This is a genomic window from Caloramator sp. E03 (assembly GCF_006016075.1).
In the GTDB taxonomy this organism is placed as follows: domain Bacteria; phylum Bacillota; class Clostridia; order Clostridiales; family Caloramatoraceae; genus Caloramator_B.
In genome coordinates this window covers 148158-167809 of sequence record NZ_CP040093.1, presented here as the reverse complement: position 1 = coordinate 167809, position 19652 = coordinate 148158, and the positions used below count along the sequence as shown (strand labels likewise).

General features: G+C 29.4%; 24 protein-coding genes. All 24 read left to right on the top strand.

What is annotated here, in order from left to right; all coding sequences use genetic code 11:
• The first annotated feature begins 44 nt into the window (after window positions 1–44).
• The 24 genes from FDN13_RS00900 (at window position 45) to flgF (ending at window position 19644) form a co-directional block, all read left to right on the top strand.
• Window positions 45–1766: a motility associated factor glycosyltransferase family protein gene (locus FDN13_RS00900; protein ID WP_138978451.1), complete on the top strand. Its 1722-nt coding sequence runs from the start codon at window positions 45–47 to the stop codon at window positions 1764–1766.
• Window positions 1753–2109 carry a hypothetical protein gene (locus FDN13_RS00895; RefSeq protein WP_138978450.1) on the top strand — a complete coding sequence of 119 codons (357 nt, stop codon included), beginning with the start codon at window positions 1753–1755 and terminating at the stop codon, window positions 2107–2109. Before FDN13_RS00900 ends, FDN13_RS00895 begins: the two co-directional genes overlap by 14 nt.
• A 65-nt stretch (window positions 2110–2174) precedes the next feature.
• Entirely contained in the window at window positions 2175–3242 is a 1068-nt protein-coding gene (locus tag FDN13_RS00890) for a nucleotidyltransferase family protein (RefSeq protein WP_138978449.1), read from the top strand.
• A gap of 4 nt (window positions 3243–3246) precedes the next feature.
• Complete coding sequence (locus FDN13_RS00885; RefSeq protein WP_138978448.1) at window positions 3247–3969, top strand: cytidylyltransferase domain-containing protein; 723 nt, start codon at window positions 3247–3249, stop codon at window positions 3967–3969.
• Window positions 3953–4978 carry an N-acetylneuraminate synthase gene (gene neuB / locus FDN13_RS00880; protein ID WP_138978447.1) on the top strand — a complete coding sequence of 342 codons (1026 nt, stop codon included), beginning with the start codon at window positions 3953–3955 and terminating at the stop codon, window positions 4976–4978. The genes FDN13_RS00885 and neuB overlap by 17 nt, the downstream gene beginning before the upstream one ends.
• Before the next feature lie 8 nt (window positions 4979–4986).
• Window positions 4987–6138: a UDP-N-acetylglucosamine 2-epimerase gene (gene neuC / locus FDN13_RS00875; protein WP_138978446.1), complete on the top strand. Its 1152-nt coding sequence runs from the start codon at window positions 4987–4989 to the stop codon at window positions 6136–6138.
• 13 nt (window positions 6139–6151) lie between these two features.
• A complete protein-coding gene (locus FDN13_RS00870; protein WP_138978445.1) occupies window positions 6152–6793 on the top strand; it encodes an acetyltransferase in 642 nt (213 codons plus the stop codon).
• A gap of 14 nt (window positions 6794–6807) precedes the next feature.
• Entirely contained in the window at window positions 6808–7800 is a 993-nt protein-coding gene (locus FDN13_RS00865; protein WP_138978444.1) for an NAD-dependent 4,6-dehydratase LegB, read from the top strand.
• A 24-nt stretch (window positions 7801–7824) separates the two neighbouring features.
• Window positions 7825–8922: a LegC family aminotransferase gene (locus FDN13_RS00860; RefSeq protein WP_138978443.1), complete on the top strand. Its 1098-nt coding sequence runs from the start codon at window positions 7825–7827 to the stop codon at window positions 8920–8922.
• Between the two features lie 174 nt (window positions 8923–9096).
• Window positions 9097–9456 (top strand): flagellar protein FlaG, encoded by a 360-nt coding sequence (locus FDN13_RS00855; RefSeq protein WP_138978442.1) that lies wholly within the window; start codon window positions 9097–9099, stop codon window positions 9454–9456.
• A gap of 5 nt (window positions 9457–9461) precedes the next feature.
• A complete protein-coding gene (locus FDN13_RS00850) occupies window positions 9462–9818 on the top strand; it encodes a hypothetical protein (RefSeq protein ID WP_138978441.1) in 357 nt (118 codons plus the stop codon).
• An 11-nt stretch (window positions 9819–9829) separates the two neighbouring features.
• Window positions 9830–10213 (top strand): flagellar export chaperone FliS, encoded by a 384-nt coding sequence (gene fliS / locus FDN13_RS00845; RefSeq protein WP_138978440.1) that lies wholly within the window; start codon window positions 9830–9832, stop codon window positions 10211–10213.
• A 216-nt stretch (window positions 10214–10429) separates the two neighbouring features.
• Window positions 10430–10828 carry a flagellar basal body rod protein FlgB gene (gene flgB / locus FDN13_RS00840; RefSeq protein WP_138978439.1) on the top strand — a complete coding sequence of 133 codons (399 nt, stop codon included), beginning with the start codon at window positions 10430–10432 and terminating at the stop codon, window positions 10826–10828.
• A gap of 15 nt (window positions 10829–10843) precedes the next feature.
• Complete coding sequence (gene flgC / locus FDN13_RS00835; RefSeq protein ID WP_138978438.1) at window positions 10844–11275, top strand: flagellar basal body rod protein FlgC; 432 nt, start codon at window positions 10844–10846, stop codon at window positions 11273–11275.
• Between the two features lie 5 nt (window positions 11276–11280).
• A complete protein-coding gene (fliE, locus tag FDN13_RS00830; protein WP_138978437.1) occupies window positions 11281–11565 on the top strand; it encodes a flagellar hook-basal body complex protein FliE in 285 nt (94 codons plus the stop codon).
• An 18-nt stretch (window positions 11566–11583) separates the two neighbouring features.
• Window positions 11584–13158, top strand: a complete 1575-nt coding sequence (gene fliF / locus FDN13_RS00825) for a flagellar basal-body MS-ring/collar protein FliF (RefSeq protein WP_138978436.1) — start codon at window positions 11584–11586, stop codon at window positions 13156–13158.
• A gap of 4 nt (window positions 13159–13162) precedes the next feature.
• A complete protein-coding gene (gene fliG, locus FDN13_RS00820) occupies window positions 13163–14173 on the top strand; it encodes a flagellar motor switch protein FliG (protein WP_138978435.1) in 1011 nt (336 codons plus the stop codon).
• Window positions 14157–14924 (top strand): FliH/SctL family protein, encoded by a 768-nt coding sequence (locus tag FDN13_RS00815; protein WP_138978434.1) that lies wholly within the window; start codon window positions 14157–14159, stop codon window positions 14922–14924. The genes fliG and FDN13_RS00815 overlap by 17 nt, the downstream gene beginning before the upstream one ends.
• Complete coding sequence (gene fliI, locus FDN13_RS00810) at window positions 14917–16218, top strand: flagellar protein export ATPase FliI (RefSeq protein WP_138978433.1); 1302 nt, start codon at window positions 14917–14919, stop codon at window positions 16216–16218. The genes FDN13_RS00815 and fliI overlap by 8 nt, the downstream gene beginning before the upstream one ends.
• A gap of 8 nt (window positions 16219–16226) precedes the next feature.
• Window positions 16227–16664 (top strand): flagellar export protein FliJ, encoded by a 438-nt coding sequence (gene fliJ, locus FDN13_RS00805; RefSeq protein ID WP_138978432.1) that lies wholly within the window; start codon window positions 16227–16229, stop codon window positions 16662–16664.
• A 4-nt stretch (window positions 16665–16668) separates the two neighbouring features.
• On the top strand, window positions 16669–17898 hold the full coding sequence (locus FDN13_RS00800; RefSeq protein ID WP_168190023.1) for a flagellar hook-length control protein FliK: 1230 nt from the start codon (window positions 16669–16671) through the stop codon (window positions 17896–17898).
• Between the two features lie 12 nt (window positions 17899–17910).
• Window positions 17911–18333 (top strand): flagellar hook capping FlgD N-terminal domain-containing protein, encoded by a 423-nt coding sequence (locus FDN13_RS00795; RefSeq protein WP_138978430.1) that lies wholly within the window; start codon window positions 17911–17913, stop codon window positions 18331–18333.
• Window positions 18314–18682 (top strand): TIGR02530 family flagellar biosynthesis protein, encoded by a 369-nt coding sequence (locus FDN13_RS00790; protein ID WP_243120238.1) that lies wholly within the window; start codon window positions 18314–18316, stop codon window positions 18680–18682. Before FDN13_RS00795 ends, FDN13_RS00790 begins: the two co-directional genes overlap by 20 nt.
• Before the next feature lie 71 nt (window positions 18683–18753).
• Window positions 18754–19644 carry a flagellar basal-body rod protein FlgF gene (gene flgF, locus FDN13_RS00785; RefSeq protein WP_138978429.1) on the top strand — a complete coding sequence of 297 codons (891 nt, stop codon included), beginning with the start codon at window positions 18754–18756 and terminating at the stop codon, window positions 19642–19644.
• Window positions 19645–19652 lie beyond the last annotated feature (8 nt).

The following is a 19652-nucleotide window of genomic DNA, read 5'->3' as shown; positions in this document are numbered from 1 at the left end:
GAACCAAGATATTCTTGGTTCTTTTTTTAAGAAAGGGGTAAAAAATGGTAATAGAAAATAGTTTTGACAATATAGAAGTGATTAAAATAAATTATAAAGATAGAAGTATCTATTTAGGCAGTAAGTATAATATGAGAAGGGAAATTGAGAATTTCAGAAATAAGTTTTTACCCGTAAATAAAAACTATAAAATAATTATTTTTGGTTCATCAGGTGGAAAGTGGATTTATGAATATATTGATGAATTTAAAGAAAGAGATATTATTTTTATAGAACCAACAAAAGAATTAAAAGAAATTTTAGAAGAGAATATATCAAAAACTAATTTAAACATTAAAGTATTGTCTTTGGACAGTAATAGTTTCAAAAATGAACTTAAAAATTCAATAGATAAAAGATTTATTGAATTTATTATTTTTTCAAATTACGATTTGGTATTTCCAAATGATGTTTACAATTTGAAAGAGATGATAAAGGACTATGTAATGGATAAAACAATAAATGAAAATACAAGGATAGTGTTTTCAAAGGATTGGTTTGAAAATTACATATACAATCTTCCATCAGTCCTTATTGATGAAAAACTTGATGAATATAAAAATGTTTATAAAGATAAACCTGCTATAATTGTATCAGCAGGGCCTTCTTTAGAAAAAAATATTAATTTACTTAAAGGCAATGAAGATAATTTTATTATTATAACAGGAATAAGAACATTAAGTACATTGCAAAGAGAAGGTATAAAATGCGATTTTGCATGTGTAATAGATGGAAGTGAAGCAATGTATAAAGTATCAAAGGAAGCATTAAATTATGATACACCACTATTTTACAGCGAAGGGGCAAATAAAAATATAATAAAAGAATATAAAGGTAAAAAAATATATTTTTCTTCTCCAACATTTTATCAAATAAGCTGTAAATTAGGAGATTTTAAAACGGACTTATTATATCAAGGCGGTTCTGTAGCTCATTCATGTACTGCAATTGCTCACTATTTAGGATGCAATCCTATAATATTTATTGGACAGGATTTGGCATATACTAACAATCAAATCCATGCAAAGAATGCTACTATAGAAGGAGAAAAAATACAGCCTGATAAATATGATCTTTTTGTAAAGGATATATATGGAAATGAAGTACCAACATCCTATGGATTAGATTCTTTTAGAAAAAGTTTTGAGGAATTTATTAAACATTTTGATGACAGGACATATATTAATGCCACTGAAGGCGGCGCTAATATTGAAGGAACAAAGGTTATGAAGCTTAGTGAAGTTATTGAACAGTTTAAAGACAATAAGATTGATAAAAGCTACATAAAACAATATAAAAAAAGAAATGAAGATATTGCTTTGGTCATAAAAAATTTAAAAGAAAACCTAAATGAATTAATAAAGGCAAAGAAAATGGCAGAAGAAGCAGTATTTGAAAATAAAAATTTACTTTATAAATATTATAACGATTATAAAAGCTATAGAAAAAGTCTAAAAAAATTAGATTATATCGATGAAAAATTTAATAAGAAGCAGAGAGAGTTTTTACTTATTAATACATTATTTGCACCTATAATAAAAGAAATAGATATTGCCTTTTATGATAAAAAGATTGGCAATTTCAACGATGAAGTTGAGCATATTAAGTTTGTAGCTGAAAAAGGGAAGGTATTATATGAAAATATAAATTCTTGCATAGAATATGCACTGCCGCATATAGAAGAAATAATAAAAAAGCTGGAGGAATTGATTAATGAATCAAAATGAAAATATAGAAATACTATCTGAAGCTGTAGGCTATTGTGAAAAGCTTTATAGTGGGATGAACAAAATGGTAATCAATATTTCAGAAAGGAACTTAATTGATATAGAAACATATTTTAAAAATATTTTAGAAGGATTTAACTGGGTTTTAGAAGTTTCAGTTTATGCTTCTAGAATTATTGGTGAAAAGCTTGATTTAAAACAAATACAGGAAAAAATACAAAAATATATTGATGGATATAATAACTTGGATTTATTATATGTTGCTGATGTTGTTGAATTTGAGCTTATGCCTCAGGTTGAAATATTTTACGATATTATAAATAGAACTTTGAGTAACATATAAAAGATAAAGAATGAATATTTTAATACGATAAATAAAATGAAAGTTTTTTTAAAGGACTGATAAAAATGAAAAACAACATAGATAAATTACTTGTTTATAAGAATGATTCAATTAAGGATGCATTAAAAAAATTAGATTTAGGAGCCAAAGGTATAGTCTTATTGGTTGATGATGAAAAAAAGCTCCTTGCAACAATAACTGATGGAGATATTAGACGTGGAATTTTAAATGGAATATCTTTAGATGAATCTGTAGAAAAAATAGCACACTATAACCCCATAGCAGCAAATTCAAATATGACAAGAAGCGAAATTAAAGATTTATTTATTAAAAAGGCTGTTAAAGATATTCCTATTGTAGATGAAAATAATATAGTTATTGATTTAATAACTATTAATGATATTCTCCTTCCTGTTGGGAAAAAAAATATAGTTGTTATTATGGCAGGAGGATTAGGTACAAGACTTAAGGATCTTACAAAAGAAGTTCCAAAACCAATGTTAAAGGTAGGCAATGATCCTCTTCTTTTTCATATAATAAACAATTTCAAACAGTATGGGTATAATAAATTTTTATTATCTTTAAATTATAAGTCGGAAATAATTGAAAATTATTTTCAAGATGGGATAGCTTATGGTGTAAGAATAAACTATGTTAAAGAAAAAAAACGTTTAGGTACTGCTGGAGGAATAAAATTATGCAGAGAATTTATTGATGATGATTTTTTTGTTATTAATGGAGATATATTTACTAATTTAAATGTTGATTCAATGATGAAGTACCACAAAGAAAATAGTTTTGATATAACAGTTGGAGTAAGAAAATATTTATTTGAAGTACCATATGGAGTTATTGATGTAGATAATAATAGAATAAAAGCGTTAAAAGAAAAACCAAATGTTGAATTTTTAATAAATGGGGGGATCTATTGTTTATCGCCGGCTGTGATTGATTTTATTCCTGAGGACTCCTATTTTGAAATAACAGATCTAATAAATAGCTGTATAGAAAAAGATATGAAGGTTGGATATTATGAAATAAATGATTATTGGATGGATATAGGAAGGCTTGAAGATTACAACAAAATCAATGAGGATATATATAAATTAATATCAGTGGAAAAAGAAGGATGATTTTATGATAGGAAATAAATGTGTTGTAGCAATTATACCAGCAAGAGGTGGATCAAAAGGAATTCCAAGAAAAAATATAAAAAATTTAAATGGAAAACCGCTTATCGCATATACAATAGAAGAAGCTTTAAAAAGTAAATATGTAGATAGAGTTATTGTTTCAACTGAAGACTTAGAAATAGCAGAGATTTCTAAGTCTTTTGGTGCAGAAGTCCCTTTTTTTAGACCAAAGGAACTTGCACAGGATGATACCCCCGGAATTGAACCAATAATTCATGCTATAAATTATTTATTAAATGATGAAAACTATAATTTTGACTATGTGATGTGCCTTCAATGTACATCACCTTTAAGAAATTCAAAGCAAATAGATGAGGCAATTTTAGAGATGTATAATAAAGATGCAGATTCTGCTGTTAGTGTGTGTGAAAGTGAAGTTAATCCCTATTGGATGAAGGTTATAAAGAATGGGAAAATGGTTGATTACTTAAATGATAACAAGTTTTATGCAAGGCGGCAGGATTTGCCTATTGTTTATAGGTTAAATGGAGCAATTTATATAGCGAAAGTTGGAATAATATTAAAAAATAAGAATTGGTACACAGATAATACAGTTCCTATAATTATGGATAAAATTTCATCAGTAGACATTGATGATGAAATTGATTTTAAATTTGCTGAGTTTATATTAAAGCAAGGAGCAGATAACTATGGAAAGATTATTTAACCAAAATAAATGTTTTGTTATTGCAGAAGCAGGAGTTAATCATAATGGAAGTTTAGAAATAGCAAAAAAATTAATTGATGTTGCAAAGGAAGCAGGTGCTGATGCAGTTAAATTTCAAACATTTAAGGCAGAAAACCTAGTTACAAAGGATGCACCTAAGGCAAATTATCAAGTAAATACCACTGGAAGAGGTACACAATATGAAATGCTAAAAAAATTTGAACTATCATTTGAAGACCATGTTATTTTAAAAAAATATGCAGAAGAAAAGGAATTAATCTTTATTTCTACTCCATTTGATTTTGAAAGTGTTGATTTATTAGAAAAACTAAGTTTAGATTTATATAAAATAAGTTCAGGGGATTTGACAAACATTCCACTTTTAAGATATATAGCAAAACTTAATAAACCTATGATAATTTCAACAGGTATGGCGAATTTAGCAGAGGTTGAATGTGCTGTTAATTCAATAAAGCAAGAAGGAAATGATAAAATAATTTTATTACATTGTACATCAAATTATCCGACAGACTATGAAGATGTTAATTTAAAAGCAATGGTTACATTAAAGGATGCTTTTAAATTACCTGTTGGATATTCAGACCACACAATAGGAATAGAAGTTCCTATTGCTGCAGCTTCTTTGGGTGCAGTAGTTATTGAAAAACACTTTACACTTGATAAAGATATGGAAGGACCAGATCACAGGGCATCATTAAATCCTAAAGAGTTAAAAAATATGGTACGAAGTATAAGAAATATTGAAAAAGCAATGGGAGACGGAATAAAAAGATGTAATATAAATGAGGAAAATACAAGGTTTTCAGCAAGAAAATCCATAGTTGCAAAAAGAGAAATTGAAGCTGGAGAAAAATTGAGCCTTGAAAACTTGACATTTAAAAGGCCAGAAAAGGGATTAAGTCCTGTATATATAGATATGATATTAGGTAAAATAGCAATTAAAAATATCCAAAAGGATGAAGTAATTACATTTGATATGATTAAGTAGGTGAGCTTATGCGAAAAATACTTGTTGTAACAGGAACAAGGTCAGAATATGGATTATTATACTGGACTATGAAGAGGATACAGGAAGATAAAGATTTAGAACTTCAACTTATAGTTACAGGAAATCATCTTTGTCCAGAGTATGGATATACAGTTGAGCAAATAAAAAAAGATGGGTTTAAAATTGATGAAGAGATAGATATGCTTATAAGTTCTAAAAATAAGAGTGCTATAGTAAAGTCAATGGGATTAGAACTTATACAAATGGCACAAGCTTTTGATAGATTAAAACCAGATATTTTATTAATACTTGGTGATAGGTATGAAACTTTTATAGCAGCAACTTGTGCAATGATGATGAACATTCCTATTGCTCACATGAATGGAGGGGAATCAACAGAAGGTGCTGTCGATGAGCAAATAAGGCATGCAATAACAAAGATGGCACATATTCATTTTGCAGGGGCTGAATATTATAGAGAAAGAATAATAAAAATGGGTGAAGAAGAGTGGAGAGTATTTAATGTTGGGCAAGCAGGAATAGAAAATATTATGAGGATGGAATTGTTAGATAAAAGTGAGTTAGAAGAGGAATTAAATGTTAATTTAGATAAGTTAACATTTCTAATAACATATCATCCTGTAACACTTGAAGTAGAAAATACAGTAGAGCAAATAGATAATTTACTAAAAACAATACAAAAGTTTGATGCTAATTATATATTTACATATCCTAATGCTGATTTTGGAAGCAAAATAATTATAGATAAAATAAATGAGTTTGTTAAAAATCAAAGAAATGCATATATTTTTCATAGCTTAGGTCAAAAAAAATATTTAAGCTTAATTAAAAATTGTGATTTAGTAATAGGTAATTCATCAAGTGGTATTATAGAAACACCTATATTTAAAAAACCTGTTATTAATATAGGAAATAGACAAAAGGGTAGATTAAGATGCGGTAATGTGATAGATTGCAATTATTCAGTTATAGAAATACAAAATGCAATTAATATTGCACTTTATGACGATAAATTTAAAAAGAATCTTGATTATGTTAACAACATTTTTGGGGATGGTACAACAAGTATAAAAATTGTTGAAAAGTTAAAAAGTATAAAGTTGGATAAAAGGCTTTTAGAAAAAAAATTAACTTTTTAATATGGTGAGTATTATGAAAAAAATTGTTTTAGTAGGCGCAGGTGGGCATTGTAAGGTTATTATAGACATTATAAAAAGTATTGAAGAGTTTGAAATAGTAGGAATTACAGATAAATCAAATATATGTGGTAATTTGCTTGGAATACCTATAATAGGTGATGATGAAGTTTTGCAGGATTTATTTAACAAAGGCGTAGAATATGCCTTTGTTTCGCTTGGTTCAATAGATAATTTAGCATTTAGATATGAATTATATAAAAAGCTTAAACAAATAGGATTTAAAGTTCCAACACTTATACATAAAAATTCAATAGTTTCACCTTATGCTTCAATTGAAGAAGGAGTTTGCATAATGGCAAATGCAGTTGTTAATGCTAATGCTTATGTAGGCAAAAATTCAATAATAAATACATCTTCTATAATAGAACACGATTGTATTATTGGAGATAATTGTCATATATCCCCTGGTGCAAAATTAGGAGGTAATTGTAAAATTGGTAATAATGTACATATAGGTATTGGTGCAACAGTTATACATAGTATCAATATTGGTGAAAATACTACCATTGGTGCAGGGGCTGTAGTGATTGATAATATTGGTGATAATAAAGTCGCTGTTGGAGTTCCTGCTAAGATTATAAAAACAAAGGTATAAAGGAGAAGATATAGATGGACTTAAAGGGCAAAAAAGTTTTAATAACAGGAGCAGAAGGGTTTATAGGCAGCCATTTAACAGAAAGATTAGTTGAATTAGGGGCTGATGTAACAGCTCTTGTACAATATAATTCCTTTAATAATTGGGGTTGGATTGAAACCTTTGATAAAAATGTAAAAGACAATATAAATGTGGTTTTGGGAGATATAAGGGAATATGACGGTATGAAAAAGATAATTAATGGGCAAGAGGTAGTTTTTCATCTTGCTGCACTTATTGCGATACCGTATTCTTATGTATCCCCTATGGCATACATAAAAACTAATGTAGAAGGAACAACTAATGTATTAGAAGCTTGTAGAGAATATGATGTACAGAAAGTGGTTCATACATCCACTTCAGAAACCTATGGTACAGCACTATATGTACCAATTGATGAAAAACATCCTCTTCAGGGGCAATCTCCATATTCTGCATCAAAAATTAGTGCAGATAAAATAGCTGAAAGTTATTATAGGAGTTATAATTTACCTGTTGTAACATTAAGACCATTTAACACTTATGGTCCAAGACAATCTGCAAGGGCAGTTATTCCAACCATAATAACTCAAATATTATCTGGTGCCAGTAAAATTAAGCTGGGAAGCTTAACACCAACAAGGGATTTTAATTATGTAAAGGATACAGTTGAGGCATTTATAAAGGTTGCAGAATGTGAAAATACAATTGGTGAGGTTATTAATGCAGGTTCAAACTATGAGATTTCAATTGGAGATTTAGTGAAGAAAATAATTAATATAATTGGAAGAAAAGTTGAGATTGTATGTGATGAAGAAAGAATAAGACCAGAAAAAAGCGAAGTTAATAGGCTTTGGGCTGATAATACAAAGATAAAGGAGTTAACAGGTTGGATGCCAAGGTATACTTTAGAGGAAGGATTAAAAGAAACAATTGAGTGGTTAAAAAATAATTTGCATTTATATAAGACGAATATATATAATGTTTAAAAAATTAAAAGGGAGATGAATAAATTGATTCCTCTTTGCGTGCCAGAGATAAAGGGAAATGAATGGAAATATATAAAGGAATGTTTAGATACAAATTGGGTATCTTCTGTTGGAAGCTATGTAGATAAGTTTGAAAGAGATTTTGCAAAGTTCGTTGGTTCTAAAAGTGCTGTTGTAACTGTAAATGGTACTTCAGCACTTCATTTAGCTTTAGAGGTTCTTGGAATTGGTGAAGGTGATGAGGTTATAGTTCCATCTATGACATTTATTGCACCTGTTAATGCAGTAAAGTATGTAGGTGCAGAACCTGTTTTTGTAGATATATGCAGAGATACATTCGTTATGGACGCAGACAAGATAGAAGAACTTATAACACCAAAAACAAAGGCAATATTACCGGTTCATATCTACGGTAATATTGTTGATATGGACAAGGTTATGGAGATTGCAAATAAATATAATTTGTATGTTATAGAGGATGCAACAGAAAGCTTAGGCTCAATATATAAAGGAAAACATACTGGAACTATTGGACATATTGGATGCTTTAGCTTTAATGGTAATAAACTTATAACAACAGGTGCAGGTGGAATGCTTGTAACCAATGATGAGCAATTAGGTAAGAAGGCTAAATTTTTATCAACACAATCTAAAGTAACATTGGAGAATAAAGGATTTTATCATACAGATATAGGATTTAACTTTAGAATGCCTAATATTTTGGCAGCTATGGGATGTGCACAGCTTGAAAATATTGAAGAATATATAAAAATTAAAAGAGAGAATGCATCTTTTTATTATGAACTTCTTAAAGGTATTGAAAATATTACTTTACCAATTGAAAAATCACAAACCAGGAATGTATTTTGGTTATATTCAATTTTGATTGAAGATGGTTTTCCTGTTTCAAGGGATGAACTTATAAAAATAATGTTCGAAGAAGGAATTGAAACAAGACCATTCTTTATTCCTGTTCACACAATGCCACCCTATAAAAATTGTAGATGTGGAGATTTAAGTATTACAGATGAAGTAAGTTTAAAGGGAATTAATCTACCAAGTTCAGTTTCATTAAAAAAGGAAGAAATTAAAAAGATTTGTGAAGTTTTAAGGAATATTTAAGATTAATTTTTAAAACTAAAATAACATAAATTATCTGTTATTATAAGCAACGATGGATGGTTTAAATAGAGCAATGAATTATAATAAATTTAAATCAATTAAAATTTTGTATCATCCCTAAAGATAAAAATTAGTTTACCGATACTTAGATTAGAAAAAATTAGGGGTGATGGTATGAATTTAGCAAAAATCTCTTCAAATATCAATATTTCGGTAACTGATTCTAACCAGGTACTTAACATGCAAAATATGAGTAGCTTGAATAACAATCAAAATATTGATACAGAAGTTGATTCTGAAAAGATAATAAATAAAAGAGAGCTCCAATCAGCAGTAGATAAAGCTAACAAAGTTCTTTTTAAAAATAATACACATTTACAGTTCCAGATTCATGAAAGAACAAAGGATGTTATGGTAAAAATAATTGATGATGAAACAGGTGAAGTTTTAAAAGAGATTCCACCTGAAAAGATACTTGATATGGTTGCAAAGCTCTGGGAAGTCTGTGGAATTTTTGTAGATGAAAAGAGGTAGGTTATATGCCTATTAATCCAATTACGCTTGATAAGATTGAACCAATAACGATTAAGCAAATTGAATATAAAGTTATAGACAGGATTGTTCATCAGATAAAAGGTTCTCAGATACAAAGAGAAAATAGAAAAAAAGAGGAAAGGTTTAATAAGGAGAAACAGGAAAAAGCTGCAAGGCAGTTTGGTTTTTTTCTTTCTAAATATAATTTAAAATTTCAATATAAAATAAATGAAGATAAAATAATATTAAAAATAAAAGATAGTGAAGATAAAGAATTAATTGAAGTAGAAATAGATGATATTGATTCACTTTTTGAATCAATAAAAAATGAAACTGGAAATATTATTGATATGAAAGGTTAGGGGAGGGTTATATGCTAAAAGGTTCGAATGCTTTAAATATTTATCAGCAGAATAGTGTGAACACAGCATCGAAGGAAAAGCTTTTGTTAATGCTTTATGATGGCCTTGTAAGATTTATAAAACAGGGTATAATCGGATTAGAAGAAAAAAATATATCCAAATCAAACACTAACTTTATAAAAGCACAAAATATAATATTAGAGTTTATGTCAACACTTAATATGGAAGTTGGAGGAGAAATTTCAAAATCATTAATGGCATTATATGATTATATGTATAGACGGCTTGTTGAGGCAAACATAAAGAAAGACAAGGATATTGCTCAAGAGGTTCTTAATTTTGCTGAGGATTTAAAAGAAACATTTGAGGAGGCATATAAAAAAATAAAAGAATAAATATAATTTAGTATGGCTCAAGCTGAAAGCTTGGGTTTTTTATTTTATAAAACAGTTAGTTATATTTTAATATAAATATAAATATTATAAAAAAAAATATTAAAATAGCAAAGAGATAAATATTAAAATTAATGTAAAATTATTGACATATAGATATTTATGTAATAAATTAGTATTTAGGTAGAAAAAATTACTATTTATAAGGAGATATGTGTTATGGTGGAGAAAATTGATGAAATATCATATAGCTTGCTAAAAAAAAGTCTAGATGCATCTTCTGAAAGAGGAAGGGTTATAGCAAACAATATAGCAAATGTAAATACAAAGGGTTTTAAAGCAAGTAGGGTAGTGTTTGAAGATAAATTAAATGATGCTCTTGAAAATAGGAGTATTGATCTTGCTACTACAAACGAAAAACATATTAAAAAAGGAAATAGTCTGTCAAATCTAAATTATGATGTTGTAAAAGACAAAAGCACATCAATGAGAACAGATGGAAATAACGTTGACATTGATAATGAGATGGTAAACCTTGCAACAAATACTATTTTATATAATGCTCTTATAAACCAAGCTAATTCACGAATTTCAATGAGAAGACTTGTTATTAAATGATGGGGGGAAATAATAATGAATATTTTTTCAGCTTTTAGAATAAGTGCAAGTGGTCTTTCAGCTGAAAGGTTAAGAATGGATCTTGTAGCTAACAACATTGCTAATGCTGAAACTACAAGAACTTCAACTGGTGAGCCATATAGAAGAAAAGTTGTTTCCTTTGAAGAAAACCTATCAAGAGAAATAAACAAAAAAACAGGAAGATATGAAGATAAGATGAATGGTGTTAAAGTTGGGAAAATAACTGATGATCAAAGTCCATTAAAAAAAGTCTATGATCCATCTCATCCAGATGCAGATAGTAATGGATATGTTACTATGCCAAATGTTGATATTTTAAATGAAATGGTTGATCTTATAGCTTCATCAAGAGCTTATGAGGCAAATGTTACAGCGATTAATTCTGAAAAGCAGATGGCACTTAAAGCTTTAGAGATAGGAAGGTAGATTATATGAGGATTGATGCAATTTCTACATACAGTATTCCAGAAATACAAAGTAAAAATCAGAATAACAATTTAGGCTTCGAAGATTATTTAAAAAATTATTTAGATAAAGTAAATGATATTCAAATTAATGCTGAAAATGCAACGATTGATATGATTAAAGGGGATGTAAAGGATTTACATGAGGTTATGATTGCAACGGAAGAGGCAAAGCTTGCTTTAGAGCTTACTGTTCAACTAAGAAATAAACTTGTAGATGCATATCAGGAAATTATGAAAATGCAGATATAGCCCTAAGGAGTGCAGGAAATGAATAAAATACAGGATATTTTTAATAAGCTCAAGGAAAAATGGAACAATCTTAGTGTAAACAAAAAAATATTAATAACAATAACTGCTTTTGGAATCATATTTTCTTTAATATTGCTTTTTACATATTTTAATAGAGTTACATATTCTACACTTTTTACAGATGTTGATGCTCAAGATGCTTCAAAAATAATTGAAAAATTAAAGAGCGATAAAATTTCATATAAAGTAGAAGGGAATACAATACTTGTACCAAAGGACAAGGTTGATGAACTTAGAATTTCAGTACTCTCTGATGGATATTTACCATCAAATGGTAAGGGATGGGCGCTATTTGATGAAAGTAAATTTGGAGTTACAGATACTGAGGCTAAGGTAATGTATCAAAGAGCATTACAGGACGAACTTGCAAAGACAATAATGAGCTTTGATGAAGTTGAAAAGGCAAGAGTTATGCTTGTTCTTCCAGATGATACTGTGTTTGCAAGGGAAAGTGAAAATGCAAGGGCTTCTGTTGCTTTAAAACTTAAAGGGACAAGTACTCTATCACAGGCTCAGGTTAAAGCAATAATTGCTTTAGTATCAGGTAGTGTTAAAAATCTTCCTAAAGAAAATGTTGAAGTAATTGATAGCAATATGAACCTTTTAAGTGAAAATATATTTGATGATGTAAATTCTGGTACGGTTTCAGCATTTAAGCAAAGGGATATTGAAAAACAGTTTGAAAGCAGCCTCCAAAATGATCTTAAAAAAATACTTGGTGATGTTTTCGGATATGACAAAGTTTCTGTAAAGGTAAATGCTGATCTTGATTTTGATTCAAAGCAGGTAACAACAATTAAATATGATAAAGATTCAATAATAAGAAGTCAATCAAAAATAAAAGAGACTTCAAATGATTCGACAGGTAATAATAGTGGAACAAGCCCAATTGATAACTTTATGACAAATACTACAAATAGTACAACAAATCAATCATCAAGTACTAATAGGGAAGAAGAAACAACTAATTATGAAATAGGTCAGACTGAAGAAAAAACAATAAAAGCACCTGGTGAAGTTAGGCGTATGACAGTTTCTGTTCTAATTGATGGAAATATTAATAATACAGAAAGAAATCAGATTAAGAATATTGTTGCAGCAGCTACAGGTTATGATGAAAAAAGAGGAGACCAAATAAGTATTGAGGCTATGCCCTTTAATAATGATTTAAAAGAAAAACAAGAAGAACAGCTAAAGCTAATGCAGGAGCAAGAGGCAAGAGAAAAGAAAATAAAGCTTTATACAACTATAGGAATGGCTTCTGGAGCAGGGATACTACTTATAGCATTAATAATATTCATTACAAGGAAGTTGAAAAAAAGCAAAAAAGATGAAGATTTACAACCTAAGCCAATAATAGATGTTGTGGTTGGAGATGATGTAATTAAAAAGCAACCACCAATATATGAACCTGTATTAGAAGAGGAAGAAGATAGAATGGACATTGAAAAGGAGATTAAACAATATGCAAGTAAGAAACCAGACCAAGTAGTTGAAGTTATAAAGACTTGGCTTTCAGAGGACGAGAGGTGATGATATGGCAAGGGAAAAACTAACAGGTGTTCAAAAAGCAGCAATACTTTTTATTACACTTGGGCCTGATGCATCAGCTCCAATATTAAAAAAATTGCCAGAAAATGAATTGCAGAAAATTACATTTGAAATAGCAAATATGCCAAAAGTTAAAAAGGAAGTTAAAGAGGAAGTTTTAAAGGAATTTGTTGATTTAAATAAAGCAAAGGACTACATACTTGAAGGCGGTTTTGAATATGCTAAGAATCTATTAAGTAGAGCTCTTGGTGCTCAAAGGGCTTTGGAGATTATAGAAAAGGTTACAGAAATAACACAGCAGTATAGGCCCTTTGGAATTGCAAGAAAAGCAGATGCTCATCAGCTTCTTAATGTAATTATGAATGAGCATCCTCAAACAATAGCACTTATTTTATGCTATCTTCAATCTGATAAAGCTGCACAAATAATCTCAGGGCTTCCAGAGGAACTTCAGGTTGATGTAGCAAAGAGAATTGCAACTATGAGTAATACTTCACCAATTGTTATAGAGGAAGTTGAAGAAATACTTGAGAAAAAATTGTCTAATGTTATAAGAGCAGATATTGCAACAATTGGAGGGGTTCCAGCTCTTGTTGATATTTTAAATAATGTAGATAGAGGGACGGAAAAAACCATACTTGAAGAACTAGATAGGGAACAACCTGAGCTTGCTGAAAAGATTAGAGAGAGCATGTTTATATTTGAAGATATTATAACCCTTGATAATATATCAATACAAAGAGTTTTAAGGGAAGTAGATATGAAGGATTTAGCCCTTGCTATAAAAGGTTCTTCAGAAGAAGTTGCACAGGTTATATATAACAATATGTCAAAGCGTGCAGCACAAACTCTAAAGGAAGATATAGAGTTTATGGGACCTGTAAGGCTTGTTGATGTAGAAAAGGCACAGCAGGCTATTGTTGCAATTATAAGGCGTCTTGATGACGCTGGAGAGATAGTAATATCAAGGGGTGGTGAAGATGCAATCATCGTATAAAATTATTAAATCAACAGAAACAATTAATGATGTTCTTATAACACCACCTGTTATAGAAACTATTTATGAACAAATTAAGATAAACAATAACGATAATAGTTTTAAAATTGAAGAAATTGAAAAGGTTATACTTGAGGAAATAAATTTAGAGAAAAATAAAATATTAGATGAAGCCCAAAAAGAGGCAAAAAATATTATAGAGTCAGCAAAAATAAAATATGAAGAAATAATTAAAGAAGCAAGAGAAAATGGATACCAAGATGGATATAAAGATGGCTACAGCCAAGGATATGAGTATGGAGTTAATGAAGCAAATAGAGAATGTGAAAATATGAGGGAAGATGGCATAGCTTTTCTTAAAAGCTGTCATGAGGAAGGAAAAAATTATATTAAAAAGTTTGAAAAGGATATAATAAATCTTGCTGTTGATATTGCAAAACATGTTATAAAATCTGAGTTAGCAATTAATACTGATGCTGTATATAAAATAGCAGAATCCTTAATATCAAAAGCTATTGATAAAAAGCAGATAATACTAAGGGTAAACCCATTAGATTTTAATGTAATAAAGAGCCGTAAAGAAGAGCTTGGAATTTATGTAGAAGATCATAATAATATTATTGTTTTAGCTGATCCTCAGATTGAGCAGGGAAGCATGACTGCAGAAACTCCTTCTGGATTTTTAGATGGAAGGATTGATGTACAACTTGACATCATTTTAAAAAATCTGTATGAGGGAAAGTATGATTAGCATTGATTTTAATAAAATATCAAATAAATTAAAAAACATAAATACAATAAAGCTAACAGGAAAGGTAAAAAAAGTTGTTGGGCTAACTATTGAGGTTGAAGGAATTCAATCTTTTGTTGGGGAGCTTTGCAAGATACATACTGCATCTAAAGAAGTTTTAGCAGAAGTTGTAGGTTTTAGAGATAATGTTATAATTTTGATGCCTTTAGGAGATTTATCGGGAGTTGCAGCAGGCTGCCCTGTTGAAGCAACTGGGAAGGTTTTAAGTGTTAAGACAGGAAGTAAACTTTTAGGTAAAGTTCTTGACGGACTTGGAAGACCTATGAAGGATGATGTATTTGAATATGATAGTGAATATCCATTGGATAATGATCCACCCAATCCTCTTTTAAGGAAAAGAATTGATACTATAATGTCAACAGGAATTAGAGCTATTGACGGTTTTTTAACTTGTGGTATTGGCCAAAGGATTGGAATATTCGCAGGAAGTGGTGTTGGTAAAAGTACACTTCTTGGAATGATAGCAAGATATAGTGATGCAGATGTTAACGTCATTGGTCTTATTGGTGAAAGGGGAAGAGAAGTCAGAGAATTTATAGAAAAGGATTTAGGAGAAGAAGGGCTTAAAAAATCTGTTGTAATTGTTGCAACTTCAGATCAACCTCCACTTTTAAGGCTTAAAGGGGCATTTACAGCTACTGCTGTTGCTGAATATTTTAGGGATAAAGGACTTAAAGTAATGCTTATGATGGATTCTGTAACAAGGTTTGCTATGGCACAAAGAGAAGTTGGTCTTACAGTTGGGGAGCCTCCTGCAACAAAAGGTTATACGCCTTCAGTTTTTGCAATGCTTCCAAGGCTTATGGAACGATCAGGAAATTCCGATAAAGGATCAATTACAGCTTTTTATACAGTTCTTGTTGATGGTGATGATTTAAATGAGCCAATAGCTGATGCTGTAAGAGGTATACTTGATGGACATATTGTTTTATCAAGAAAACTTGCTAATAAAAACCATTTTCCAGCTATTGATGTATTAGCAAGTATCTCGAGGCTTATGCCTGAAATAGCTGATGAGAAATTGAAATTAAAAGCCGGGGAATTAAGAGATATAATGGCTACATACAAAGATTCAGAAGATCTTATAAATATTGGTGCATACCAAAAGGGGACAAATTCTAAAATAGATAAATCCATAAATATAATTGGCGACATTGAGGCATTTTTAAAACAAGGTATAAATGAATACTCCTCTTTTGAAGAGACATATAGGAGAATTACCTCAATAGGATAGGTGATTAAATGGAAAAATTCAAATTTAAATTTCAAAATGTACTGAACTTCAAAATTGAAGTTGAAGAAAAAAAGAAGAATGAGTTTGTAAAGATGTTTAAAAATTATTTAATTCAAGAAAAAAGATTAAATGAGCTAATAGAAAGAAAAGATGAAGCTCAAAAGAAAAAAGGAGAGTTAAAAACAGGAATAGACTGTATTAATTATTCAAGGTATTTAAGCTATCTTGAAAATTCAATAGATATTCAAAGACAAAATTTATTAAAAGCAAAGGATAGCATGGAAAAAGCAAAGGAAGAACTATTAAAATCTATATCTGATAGAAAGGTACTTGAAAAACTTAAAGAAAAAGCAAAAGAAGAGTTCAATTTCTATGAAAACAAAAAAGAGCAGAGTTTAAATGATGACTTTGCATTATTTTCATATATAAGAAATGAAAGGAGGTGAGGATGTGGATATTAATGCAGTTAACAGCTTTTCTGATGTAAAGAGTTTTTTGCAAAAAGATACTAAAATATCAGAGGACTTATTAAGTGAACTTTTTAGCTCACTTATTGCAAATCTTTTTTTAGTAAATCAACAAAATCAGCAAATTAGCCTAAATACAGAAGTTAACCAAAGCAGTGATGTAGAAAATACTAATTCATGTCAAGCTGATTTATTAAATGAAATAGGAATAGTATCTTTTTTAAATCAATTTAAGTTACAAGATAAAAACATGGAGAGTATTTTGGATTTAAAAAATGAATTTAATTTAATTATTAGTGCTTCTAAGACCAATATAGAAAATACAGATACAAATATAAACGCAAATACAAATACAAACGTAAATGTAAATGCAATTGATGAACTTAATATGTTTTTAAAGGAATTAGGCATTGATGAAAAGAAAAGTGATTTAAATAATAGCATTAATACTCTATTAAGTTTTATAGAGGAAAAAGCTGAAGGAAATGCTTATGGGAATAAAAATAATACTGTAAATATACTCACTGATAAAAATAGCTTAGATTTAAATCAAGATAAAACTAAAAATGGTTTAACAAAAAATATTAATAAAAATGCTTCTGATAATTTACTTAAATCAACAACAACAGATACAGATATAAAAGATTTTGGATTAAATAAAAATAAACAAGAAAAAGAAATAAATAATGAAAAAATTATTCTTAAAACAAGTAATGAAGTTAAAGAAGAAGGTAAAATGTCGCCACAAATTTTACATAATTCAGTCAAAGTAGACGATAAAGATGCCTTATTAGACAAAAATACTTATATTATAAAAAATGAAAGCGATATAACTGAGGTTATTGTTGAAAAGTTTAAGACATTGAAGCTGCCAGGTTTTACTGAGGTTAGGGTAAAATTAAAACCTGAAGACCTTGGAGAAGTAGTTGTAAAGGTTGTACTTGAAAAAGGAGAAATTAACGGAAATATAATCACTGATAAAAAAGAAGTTGCAAATATGATTATTAATCAAATAGAAACGTTAAAAAATGATCTTAAAAATAATAACATTAATTTAAATAATATTTCAGTTAGTGTTGCAAGCGATGATAGCTATGCAAATCATCAGAATAAAAATTTTTCTCATGATAAAAGAAATTCTGATAAATTTATTGAATTTCAGCAGGAAGATAAAAAAGAAATGTCTCAGGAGGGTTTTAGTATATTGGTATAGGAGGTTATTAGTATGGAAGTTAGTAGTGTAAGTTCAAATGTAAGTACTACAAGAACTGTAACTAATAACATTGTCGATAAAGATGCATTCTTAAAAATTTTAACAGTAGAACTTTCAAACCAGGATCCATTGAATGCAACAGATAACACAGAATACATATCGCAGCTTGCACAGTTTACAGCACTTGAACAGATGCAGAATTTAAATTCTAATTTTGAAAAAATGTTGCTACTTCAAAAATTTACAGAAGGTGCAATGCTTATTGGCAAAAATGTTGAATTTTCAACTTATGATAGCAGTGGAAACGCAACAACGGTAAATGAAATTGTAAAATCAGTTAAAATAGGAAATGACAATATATATCTTATAACTGATAGTAACCAATATAGCATTGATGATGTTGTAGGTGTAGGTGATGCAGAAAGTGATAAATAGAATAGAAAATAATAACATCAATAGTTATGATATTAATAAAAAAATTAATAAAGCAATAGAGTTTTCAAAGATTCTTGAAAAAGTTGAAGTTAATAAGGAATTAAAATTTTCTGCTCATGCAATGGACAGGCTTAGAGATAGAAATATAAACCTTACAGAAAAAGATATAGAAAATTTAAAATCAGCAGTTGAAAAAATTAAAAGTAAAGGTGGGAAGGATGCATTAATTTTATATAATAACATTGCTTTTATAACAAGTATAAGAAATAATACCATAATTACAGCTGTTGATAATGATAATATTAAAGAAAATGTATTTACAAACATTGATAGCGCAATGATTTTATAGGCTGGACCCTTTATGGGAGGCCCTGCCGTGGAACGACTGAAGCGGCAAATTAAATATTTAGGAGGGTTAATATGTTAAGATCACTTTTTTCAGGTGTAAGTGGAATGAGAAATCAGCAGACAAAGCTTGATGTTATAGGAAACAATATTGCTAATGTTAATACAACTGCTTTTAAAGGTGCAAGGGTAACATTTAAAGATATGTTAAATCAAACTCTTCAAGGTGCAAGTGATTCAGCTAGTGGAAAAGGTGGAATAAATCCAAAGCAGGTAGGACTTGGCGTTGCAATAGCAGCAGTTGATACAAATATGAATCAGGGTGCACTTCAGTCAACTGGCAGATCAACAGACCTTGCTATTGAAGGAAATGGCTTTTTTGTAATTTCTGATGGAAATGAGACAAGGTATACGAGAGATGGTTCTTTTTCAATAGATAAGAATGGATATCTAGTAACATCAGAAGGTTATCATGTAATGGGGCTTACAGCAAGTAATATTACAGCAAGTCCTCCAAATCTAAGTTCGTCAGCTGCTATAACAGTTCCAAATCCTATTTCTAGTTTGGATAATATAAGAATTCCTCTTGAAGCGTCTGTTGATGGAGTTGATTCTAAATTGACAAGTTTTAGTATAGATCAGGATGGCAAGATTAAGGCGATTTATGGGGATAAAACAGTAGAAGTAGGTATAATAACACTTGCTAATTTTCAGAATCCTGCTGGTTTAACAAAACTTGGTGGAAATTCATATAAAGAATCATCAAACTCAGGAGCTGCCGAATTTGGTACTGCAACATCATCAGGCTATGGCAACATACAGCAAGGGCTGCTTGAAATGTCCAATGTTGATCTTGCAAATGAATTTACTGAAATGATAATAACAAGCAGAGCCTTTCAGGCAAATTCAAGAACAATTACTACCTCAGATGAGATGCTCCAGGAACTGCTTAATTTAAAGAGATAAAGAGGTTA